The following is an 8698-nucleotide window of genomic DNA, read 5'->3' on the forward strand; positions in this document are numbered from 1 at the left end:
GTTTATATGTTTAAAACTGACATAGTGGGGATATAATAAAGATCGCTGATGAGCGATCTTTATAGCAATTTGGGTTATTTCAATAAAGCGTTAAAACTTAGCGCGTATACCTATACGGTAACGCGGACCAGTATATTGGGTATTAATAACGCGCTCTTTTACATCGGCATATTGATAGGTACGTTCATCAGTTATATTTATTGCTTCGCCTGTTAGCGTAAAGTTATCGTTAACCGCATAAGACATACTAAAGTCGAGCTGACCATAAGCTGCAGTATGCTCTGGTAATCCACCACTGCGTATACCTGCTCGGCTACTTAAAAAGTCATCTCGCCAGTTGTAGGCTAAACGCGCTTGAAATGCATTTTTGTCGTAGTAGGCAACAATGTTATAAGAGTTTTCGGCAAATCCCTCTAATTTATCACCTGGGTCGGTCACACCTGGAAGCTCTATTTTTTGTGTGTTTTTATTTGTAGTATCAGCCCATGTATAGTTTGCTTGCACACCTAAGCCATTTAAAAAGCTCGGTAAATAATCCATATTATGTTGTACAGCAAGTTCTACTCCAGTAATTGAGCCGCCTGATTGGTTTTGTTTAGTATTAATAGTTTCGTTTACATTGCCGTATCCATCAATACTTACTGATGAATCAACGTATTGCGACCCATCCCAAATATCAGGCGTATTATCTAGATAAGTTATTTGTGCAATTGTGCTAGATATATCCTTTTTGAAAAAGTTAACCGCGTAAGAATCGCCGCTATCACTATAATATTCAAAAGATAAATCGTATTGATTAGCTTTATAAGGTGCTAAATAAGGATTGCCACCTGTTTGAGAAAAGCTACCTGCTTGCATATCGGTATACGTTGTTTGTACGCCAATGTCGTCAATGGCAGGGCGCGACATAACTTTAGCCGCTGCGGCTCTTACCAATAAGTTATCACTTAAATTAATACTAAAATTAGCGCTAGGTAACCAGTTAGTGTAACTATTTTTGGCTTTAAGGCTTCCTGAGTCTGTGTAATCAACAACTAATAAAGGTTGGCCATTATCAAGCTCGCCCGTATAACCTAGGCGCCTTTTGCCGTAACCGCTTGAGCTTGTATCCGTTTTTACATAACGGACTCCCACATTACCGCGCCAATCGTAATCACCAATTAAGCCGCTGAGATTAAACTGCGAATAAGCACTTATTTTCTCTTCGGTGACGCTTGATGATGCGATTTCGTTATATTGCTCGTTTGGCCAATTTGGATTTTTGGTCATATCACGAATAGCGCTATGGTATTTATTTATATCAGCAAACAAAAAGTCACGCGGAAAATTACCTGGCTCACTACTTAAAAAATCTGAATAGGGACTTGCTGAAAATATGTCATCAGGCATATCTCTAAGTTCGCCACAAATATCGGCATTCGGTGCTACTAAACCACAGTTATCTTCATGGAATGTTTCAAAGCGATCTCTTACTTTTTCGCGATCTGAATACGCAATACCAAAATCGATTGAATCTAAGGTTAGGCTTTCAGCAAACTCTAAATCGAGTAGGTATTTCCCTTTTGTTTGCAGCTCCGTAATCGTGTCTTCTAATTCGTAATGTGAAACTTGATTCCAATGTGCTCTCACGCTTGTCGGCGAAGCATAATCAATGGTTGTGTCTAAATTAACGGTATCAGTGTTTCTAAAATCAAAATTTAAACTGTCGTTTCGCTCCGGTGAAATATAATTAGGAACTAATAAGTCGCTACGCGGCGTTGATTTTGATGTTGAATGGCTTATATCAAACTCAAGCGTTAATACATCAAATTCTTTTATAGAATTAAACCCAAATGCCTGTGTTTTTGATTTTGACTCCAGCTCTTGAAATAAACCATCAATTCTAAAATCTACATTTTCACCAGTTCCGCCCAGTGTTTTACCCGAAAACTTAGTGCCTGATAAAATAGTACCGTTGTCTGATACAACCACATTTCGCCAATTAGGATACTGTAAACCGGCTTGCAAACCTTGAGTTTGAGTTTCTACTGAGAGATCCGTATACATGTAATCAAAAGTATTGGTAAAGCTTGAATCTGGTGCCCACTGAAAACTGGTATTAATGCCTGTACGTTCGCGATGCTCTTGCCCTAATGCGTATTCAATTCGCCCAGCATGGCGAAGCATAGTTGGCGTAACCACATTGCCATCTAAATTATGAATGTCGCCTTCAATCACACCTGGCTCATTATTGAGTAATAACCAACGGGTAGTGCCCATTGAATCGTATCGGTTATCACTTTTTTGTTGTGAAAGGGCAATATTAAAACCAAATGTTTCATCAGCAAACGTATTGCTAAATAACGCAGAGTATTCAGGACTCGTCTCGCCAGAAAGTTCACTGTATTTGGCATTTATAGAGCCAAGTACATGTAATCCGGGGTTATCTAATGGGCGTGCAGTTTTAACGTTAACATAAGCACCAATGCTCCCTTCAGGTGTTTTAGCCGTAGGCGACTTAACGACATCAGCACCCGATATTAGCTCAGCTGCTAATACTTGAAAATCAAACGAGCGACCAATTTCAGAAGTAGCTAATGTGCGCCCGTTTAATGTAACAACGTTAAATTCTGGGCCAAAACCACGAACGGTTATTTTTGAGCCCTCACCATTTACACGGTTAATTGAAACACCAGGAACACGTTGTAAAGACTCAGCCACATTTTGATCGGGAAACTTACCAATATCCTCAGCAACAATACTATCTTGAACACTATCGCTGTAACGTTTTAGAGATGATGCGGCCTCGAGACTTGAACGAACACCCGTTACAACAATGACTTCAGTATCGTCTTTTACTTTATCGTTTGTAGCAGCTTGAGCAAATGAACAGCTTGAGAGAGCGGCTAAAACACCGAGTGCAATTTTTTTCTTTGAACGCATAGTGATCTCCATATATTTGTGTGTCGTGTCGTCAGGTAAAGTTCAACCTTTGAGAGTTTACTCACTTAACAAGAAGTAAATTCGCAAAAGAGTAACGTTCGACAAATCTAAACATCATATGTTTAATTGTCAAGAACACTGTTATTATTACTATGCAAATAACTTTCAATAGCAAAAAAGGAACTACAGTGGATAACTCAATCTTGCTTGAACATATCGCTAAGCATTTACTAAATAAAAGAGAGCAAGGCATTGCGATACCAGACTTATCATCAGATATAACGCTTAATTCTATAGACGACGTTTTAGCAGTTCAGAAGTTGATGATTAAGCTAAATAACCAAAAAGTGTATGGTTGGAAATGTATGCTTCCATCAGGTGATGGCACGATTATCCTCGCGCCACTTTTGCATGCTCCGGTTAAATCTATGGGACGTTGTGCTCTTTTCACAAAAAATAATAAAGCGCTCATTTAGCCAGAAATTGCATTTGTGTTAAACAAAGACCTAGCAAGCTATGAAGAATATAAAAATGAGGATATAGATAATGCCATTGGTAGTGCCCATTTAGCGTTGGAGCTTATTCAAAACAGATTTCCAGAGGGTTATCAAGCAACACACTATGAAAAATTGGCCGATGGATTATCTAATCAAGGTGTATATTTAGGCTCTAAAGTAGACGTTAAAAAAGCATACGAGAGCAGTGATATAAATATTGATGTTAAACAGGGCGAAGATTTACAAAGCTATGCAGGGAAGCATCCGGCAGGTTTGCCGCAGCTTCCTTTATATTGGGCTATTAACTTTTTAACGGAAAATGGGTTTGAATTAAAAGCAGGACATATCTTTATTACCGGCTCTTATAACGGTCTAATGCAATTAGATATAAATAAAAAAACATCAATAAAGTACGAAGGTTTAGGAGAGATTACAGTCGAATTTTCATGTTGATACATTGAGGTTCTGTAGGTTAGCAAACGCTTTTAAATTACGTTGTACAGCTAACCTACACGTGTATTTTGATTTTACGGTAAAAGAAAAGTTAAATTATTTAAATATCCAGTACGCTGTCTAAACGCCCTTCAAAATAAATAGCTAGTTAGGATAAGCAGAGACTCTAATTATGAATTGGCATCGTCCTACATATTCTCTGACGCATTTAATATGCCTGCGTACAATAATTTCAGTAAGCTATTTTCATTAGGGAGTGCCCTTTGGTTTGGTTAATTTTCTGAACTGATGATGTACTGCTTCCACTGCATTGGTGGAATAGATAATCTTCCGGATGCGCTCTGGGTACTTAAAGTAATGGGGTAATTTATGCCATTTCCTATGCTAAGAATTAATGACTAATGGATAAGCATTTCCCCATTTAGCCTCTAACTCATCAAGTGCGAGTTGAGCTTATTCCTAACTGACTGCTTTATAGACAGGTTTCAAATCAGCCATAAATGCTTTTTGATTCTTAGACGCTACGTATTTCATTGAGTTACGGATTTGATGAATTACGCATAGCTGAGTTTCGGTTTCTGGGAAAATAGTCGCAATGGCCTCAGGAAAACCTGTTAACTCATCAACACAGGTAATAAAAATATCCTTAACACACGATTACTAAGATCAGTAAGCACTGAAAGCTAGTAATCAAGTGTTGACTTTGCCTCTGGCTGACAAAACATTATTGAGGTGATGTAATCTAGTGGATTAATTTGTTAGATTTCGTTTTTTGATGTTGTTGTCCAATTGATTTTTTCCAGCCATTAAGAATTCTTCTGTGCATAATATCCAGTAAGAAACTAAGGATATCTACAATTAATTAAATCAACTCTGTTAAGCGTGACTGCTTGGATTTTTACGTTTATAGAATAGGGGTCATAGGATGTTTCATGAAATGACACGGAAAATATTAGGGTAGTGGTCACCTGATTTGAAATTTTTGGTTTGGAATTTGTGATTTGAGGTTTGTGAATTTGCAAGGGTAGGGGTCTAATTTTGAGGAAGATTAAAGAGCTAAAAAAGTGGTTTGGGCGCTTGGGCACAAGTTTGGGCACAAATCGATAAAAACTGGAATTTTTAGGATGATCTTTTGAGGCTTGGCTCTCGTTATTTTAAAATTTTGAATACAAAATAATAAAAAAACTAAGAATTTAATTTTCAACAAAAAATTAAACGAGTAGATTGAATAGGATTTTTAACTGTTTGAAATATAGAGTTTAATTGGTACGACCGAGTGGATTCGAACCACCGACCTCTACCATGTCAAGGTAGCGCTCTAACCAGCTGAGCTACGGTCGTACAATTTTTTTAGGATTTTTAAATGTTGGTACGACTGAGTGGATTCGAACCACCGACCCCTACCATGTCAAGGTAGTGCTCTAACCAACTGAGCTACAGTCGTATTACTTTATTTAAGTAGGTGTTAATTGCTTAACAACGGCGGCTAATATATAGCGTGGCGGTTGGTGAATCAAGCAAGTTTGTTGTTTTTGAGTTTATTTGCCGTTTTTTTATTCATATTGGGCTTATTTCACACGTTTTATAAAAACCTTGCCACCAAATTACATGATTTTTAGCAGAGCTTTTTAGTAAGTTCAGTAAGTTACTTGTCGAGCCCGTTTTTACTAAGTTATTAATTTGAGGGCTTGAGATACTTTCGTTAAACCAAAGCTCATTATAAAGCGGTTGTAGTACTTCTAGATAACCAGTTAACTGCGCTTGATAGGGCTGAATTTCTTTTAAATAAAATTTTTGAAATATGTTGCTTATGATTTTTGCGTTTATATTATTTTTACCCTCTGGGCACAGCGTATTAAAGTTTAGTGTTTTTACAAACTGTGTGGCGTTGTTGTTTAACACCACTTGTTTACGGGCTGACTGAATTAAAGCTTGATTAAATTGATATTTATTAAGCTGCTCGAGTGCGCTAAAAATAGAATCGCTATTAATTTTACTAAATTGTTTAGCGTTAATTTGCTGTTTAATAAGTACAAGTTGTTTTAGCGCCTGCAAGGTATCACTAAATCCTGCGGGTTCGCTACTTAGCTCGTTTGATGTTAACAGCCATGTTTTATTAAGCTCTGGTTCTTTAAATAGCATGGCGTTAAAAAAGTGCATTAGGTGTGTTTCTTTGTAGTTTTTGGCAGCGAGTATTTTTGTGTAACTAGGGCTATTTTTATCCAGTGTATTTAAACAAACTTGAGCACTTTTAATAAAGTTTATTTGATACTTTAATTGCCCCGCAGCACTGGCGGTTTTACCTAATTGATTGTTGTGCTCACTTATAAGGACGTTAAGCTTACATTGGCTAATACCTGCAAGCTCAACAATGCTCAGTGTTAAGTCACTTTGTGCTATTGGGGTAGGCTGCAGTAAAGGGAGTTGCTTAAGTGGCGCAGGCTGTGTTGTATTTACATTAACGGTGCTACTTAAGCGCTCAACATAAGTTGCGTTTACACTACTGGGTGCTTTACTACAGCCGGTAAGTGCAAAAACGAACATTACCAGCATTGTAGCTGGTAATGTTTTAAGGCTGAGTTTATTAGCTTTGATTAAGTGTATCAATTTTAAGAAATTCATATTTTAGACGTTTTTTTACCGTTAGCATTAATAAAATAGCAGCAACACTTAGGCCAACTATTATTCCAACCCAAAAGCCATGAGGCCCCATTGCTGGCACAATTATGTCTGTTCTTGCCAATACGTAACCTAAACAAAAGCCGATTAACCAATACGATATAAACGTGATATACGATATAGGCGTGGTGTATTTTAACCCTCGAAGTATGCCATTGGCTGCAACTTGTAGTGCATCCGGTAACTGATAAACACACGCTAAAATCATAATTGATGAAGCCAATGCCATTACGGCAGGGCTGTCGGTATAAAGCTGGCTAATTAAATCACGGCCGAGGAATGTTATGAGTGCTAAAAATAATGCAATCGCAATTGCTAAAATATAGCTAGTAGATACCGCAACTTTAAGTTCGGTCATTTTATTTTGGCCAAATAAATTGCCTATACGAATACTTATAGCGATAGATAAGCTTAACGGCATCATAAATAACAAAGTAGTAACGCTTGCTGCTATTTGATGACCAGAGACTGCAACTGCACCTAAGTGCGCTATAAACAGCGGTATACACGCAAATAAAGTAACTTCAAAAAAAGTGGCGAGTGAGATTGGTATCCCTAATTTTGTAATTATACCAATAGTGGTTAGGTTAGGTTTTTTAAATGATGAAAGCAGGCCTTTGGCATCTACCTTTTTACTTGTGTGGCAATAGGTAACTTGCGCTATTGCCATAACGGTTAAAACAATGGCTGTTGCTATACCACACCCTGCGCCGCCATAAGCGGGTAAGCCAAATAAGCCATTTATAAAAATATAATTTACCGGAATATTTACAGCTAAACCCAGCAGGCTTATATAAAACGCGGGCTTAGTCATACCCATGCCTTCGGTAACGTTTCTGTATACGGTAAAAGTTAAAAAACCAAAAATGCCCCACTTAACAAAGTGAATGTAATCATACGCAAGATTTGCAATCGCTGGGCTGGTGTCTAGTTTAAAAATAATGGTGTCGGCTAAATAGGTAATAGAAAAGCCTACGCAGCATAAAATAGCCGTTAAATAGAGAGCTTGTTGAAAATAATGACTAATCCCTTTGCGATCGCCGCCACCTGAAAACTGCGCAATAATACCAGTAAGCGCTAATAGAATACCTTGAAGGCCAAGTAAAAGAGGGTTCCAAATACCAGTAGCAATAGAAAGTGCGGCCAAGTCGGTAGGGCTTACTTGTCCGGCCATAATTGTGTCGACGACCGACATTAAAATAAGAGTTACTTGCGCTAAAAAAACAGGTAAAGCGAGGGAAAGTAAACGCTTAGCTTCCCAATTACAAAAGGTCATAAAAACAGCTATTTGATAAAACAGGCGGCAATTGTAATCTATTGTGTTTCAAATAAAAATCACAGGAGTGAATGATTTTATGAGTTGATACGTTAAACTAGCACTTTGTAATAATTTAAAGTGATTTTATGTTTACAGGAATAGTGCAAACGCAAGCTACGGTGGTCTCTAAAACTCAAACAGACGGTGTTTTACGCTTAGTTGTATCGGTAAGCGATGAGTACGTTAAACATTTAGATTTAGGCGCAAGTATTGCTATTAATGGCTGTTGTTTAACGGTTGTGCAGGTTGAACTAAGTAACCATGATGTGTTGGCGCAAGTACACTTTGATGTAATTGACGAGACCTTAAAGCTAACTAATTTAGGTTTGCTTGAGCTAGGTAGTTTAGTTAATTATGAGCGCTCTGTTACGTTTGGTACTGAGTTGGGTGGGCATATAGTGTCTGGGCATATTCATTGTACGTCACAAATTTCTCAAATAGTGAAACTTGAGAATAACTGCAAAATTCAACTCAGCTTACCAAAAGAGTGGCAAAAGTATGTGTTGTATAAAGGCTTTGTTTCTATTAATGGCGCAAGCTTAACCGTAGGCGAAGTTGACGAACAAGGCTTTTGGTTACACCTAATCCCAGAAACACTCGCCATTACAAATATTGGTGCAGCGCAAGTGGGTGACAAGTTTAATATTGAAGTTGATCAGCAAACTTACACTATTGTAAATACGGTAGAGAACTACTTACGCCTTCAGGCAGGGTAAGATTACGTAAGCTCAATAAATAAGCTGTAAAACTTTATCTGCATAATCAGTATCGAGTGCAGCTTTGAAACGCTTAGCTTTCAGACCTTTTTTACAGCTTTTTTCAAGTTTCA

At 37.7% G+C, this 8698-nt stretch carries 6 protein-coding genes, 2 tRNA genes and 1 pseudogene; 3 read left to right on the forward strand and 6 right to left on the reverse strand.

All coding sequences use genetic code 11. The features are described from left to right. Positions 1 to 90 precede the first annotated feature (90 nt). Entirely contained in the window at positions 91 to 2922 is a 2832-nt protein-coding gene (locus tag I6F48_RS19890) for a TonB-dependent receptor (protein WP_166109293.1), read from the reverse strand. Between the two features lie 188 nt (positions 2923 to 3110). Between I6F48_RS19890 and I6F48_RS21430 the strand changes: the two genes are divergently transcribed. After that, the gene (locus tag I6F48_RS21430; protein WP_231615276.1) at positions 3111 to 3398 is read left to right on the forward strand and encodes a hypothetical protein; all 288 of its coding nucleotides are present in this window, start codon (positions 3111 to 3113) and stop codon (positions 3396 to 3398) included. Positions 3399 to 3413: 15 nt separating this feature from the next. Then, positions 3414 to 3872, forward strand: coding sequence for a hypothetical protein (locus I6F48_RS21435; protein WP_231615277.1), 459 nt, complete (start codon positions 3414 to 3416; stop codon positions 3870 to 3872). Positions 3873 to 4020: 148 nt separating this feature from the next. On the opposite strand, the pseudogene I6F48_RS19900 reads toward I6F48_RS21435, so the two are convergent. From I6F48_RS19900 to I6F48_RS19920, 5 genes and pseudogenes are all read right to left on the reverse strand, one after another. After that, positions 4021 to 4555 (reverse strand): annotated as a pseudogene (locus I6F48_RS19900) (IS256 family transposase); the annotation flags it as partial. Positions 4556 to 5136: 581 nt separating this feature from the next. Further along, positions 5137 to 5213: transfer RNA gene (locus tag I6F48_RS19905), tRNA-Val, on the reverse strand. Between the two features lie 26 nt (positions 5214 to 5239). Beyond that, positions 5240 to 5316 (reverse strand) — tRNA-Val (locus I6F48_RS19910). A 113-nt stretch (positions 5317 to 5429) separates the two neighbouring features. Continuing rightward, positions 5430 to 6494, reverse strand: a complete 1065-nt coding sequence (locus I6F48_RS19915) for a DUF3080 family protein (protein WP_197120147.1) — start codon at positions 6492 to 6494, stop codon at positions 5430 to 5432. Continuing rightward, entirely contained in the window at positions 6457 to 7827 is a 1371-nt protein-coding gene (locus I6F48_RS19920; protein WP_197120148.1) for an MATE family efflux transporter, read from the reverse strand. The genes I6F48_RS19915 and I6F48_RS19920 overlap by 38 nt, the downstream gene beginning before the upstream one ends. Before the next feature lie 128 nt (positions 7828 to 7955). Between I6F48_RS19920 and I6F48_RS19925 the strand changes: the two genes are divergently transcribed. After that, positions 7956 to 8585: a riboflavin synthase subunit alpha gene (locus tag I6F48_RS19925; RefSeq protein ID WP_197120149.1), complete on the forward strand. Its 630-nt coding sequence runs from the start codon at positions 7956 to 7958 to the stop codon at positions 8583 to 8585. Positions 8586 to 8698 lie beyond the last annotated feature (113 nt).

The organism is Pseudoalteromonas sp. SWYJ118, from assembly GCF_015864505.1.
Lineage (GTDB): Bacteria > Pseudomonadota > Gammaproteobacteria > Enterobacterales > Alteromonadaceae > Pseudoalteromonas > Pseudoalteromonas arctica.

Excerpts from the sequence above, each read along its gene's own strand:
- I6F48_RS19920 (WP_197120148.1), bottom strand. The coding sequence starts at position 7,827 with ATGACCTTTTGTAATTGGGAAGCTAAGCGTTTACTTTCCCTCGCTTTA.
- I6F48_RS19890 (WP_166109293.1), bottom strand. The coding sequence starts at position 2,922 with ATGCGTTCAAAGAAAAAAATTGCACTCGGTGTTTTAGCCGCTCTCTCA.
- I6F48_RS19925 (WP_197120149.1), top strand. The coding sequence starts at position 7,956 with ATGTTTACAGGAATAGTGCAAACGCAAGCTACGGTGGTCTCTAAAACT.
- I6F48_RS19915 (WP_197120147.1), bottom strand. The coding sequence starts at position 6,494 with ATGAATTTCTTAAAATTGATACACTTAATCAAAGCTAATAAACTCAGC.